General features: G+C 66.6%; 1 protein-coding gene. It reads right to left on the reverse strand.

Annotation, left to right across the window (positions count from 1 at the left end; all coding sequences use genetic code 11):
• A partial coding sequence (locus MJ785_RS13340; RefSeq protein ID WP_239381190.1) for an epoxide hydrolase family protein occupies nt 1–843 on the reverse strand: 843 nt, incomplete at its 3' end.
• Between the last annotated feature and the right edge of the window lie 122 nt (nt 844–965).

Raw genomic sequence — 965 nt, forward strand, 5'->3', positions numbered from 1 at the left:
TTCGATCGTGCCGTTGCAGTCGCTCCACCCGTGGAACTTCTCCACGATCCAGCCGGCGAGCCCGGCCGGCGAGTCGACGAGGCCGTAAGCCAGCGTCTGCGGCTTCGTCCCCTGGATCTTCTGGTAGCCGGTCTCGTGGTCGGCGAAATGCTTCACCCGGGCCAGGATGGCCAGGTCCGCTTCGTCCAGGCCGGCGGTCGGGTCGTTGCGGTCCGGTGGCGGCGCCGGCAGCAGGTTGAGGTGGATGGCCCGTACTCGCTCGGGGGCCAGGCCGGCAGCCGTGGTGGTGACCGCGCTGCCCCAGTCGCCTCCCTGCGCGAAGAAGCGCTCATAGCCCAGGCGGGTCATGAGCTCCAGGAAAGCGGACGCAGCCCGGATGATGGTCCATCCCCGCTCGGTCGTCGGACCCGAGAAGCCGTAGCCGGGCAGGGACGGGACGACGACATGGAAGGCGTCGGCCGGGTCACCACCGTGGTTTGCCGGGTCGGACAGGGGGCCGAGCACCTGCCAGAACTCCGCCACCGAGCCCGGCCAGCCGTGGGTCAGCAGCAGGGGCCTCGCCGTCGGTTCGGGAGAGCGTGCATGGATGAAATGGATGCGCTGCCCGTCGATCCCGGTAGTGAACTGAGGAAAGGCGTTGGCCCGGGTCTGGAAGCCCGACCAGTCGTAGTCGTCCTTCCAGTACCGGCACAGCTCGACCAGGAAATCGCGTTCGGTGCCGTACTCCCACCTGGTGCCGGGTATCTGGTCGGGCCACCTGGTCCGGGCCAGCCGGTCACGGAGATCGTCGATCTCGGCGGTGGTGACGCGCACATCGAAGGGTTCGATGGTCGGTGGGGTCATGGCCTGGTCCATTCGCGGGTCACGCCGGTGGGGGTCGATGGGCACGCTGTGGGTCTTTTACAGGTCCGGCTGACGGGTCATCGACAACCATCTCCCAAAATAAAAAAATTATATGACTAATT

The sequence above is a fragment of the Protofrankia sp. CiT1 genome (assembly GCF_917627335.1).
Lineage (GTDB): Bacteria > Actinomycetota > Actinomycetes > Frankiales > Frankiaceae > Protofrankia.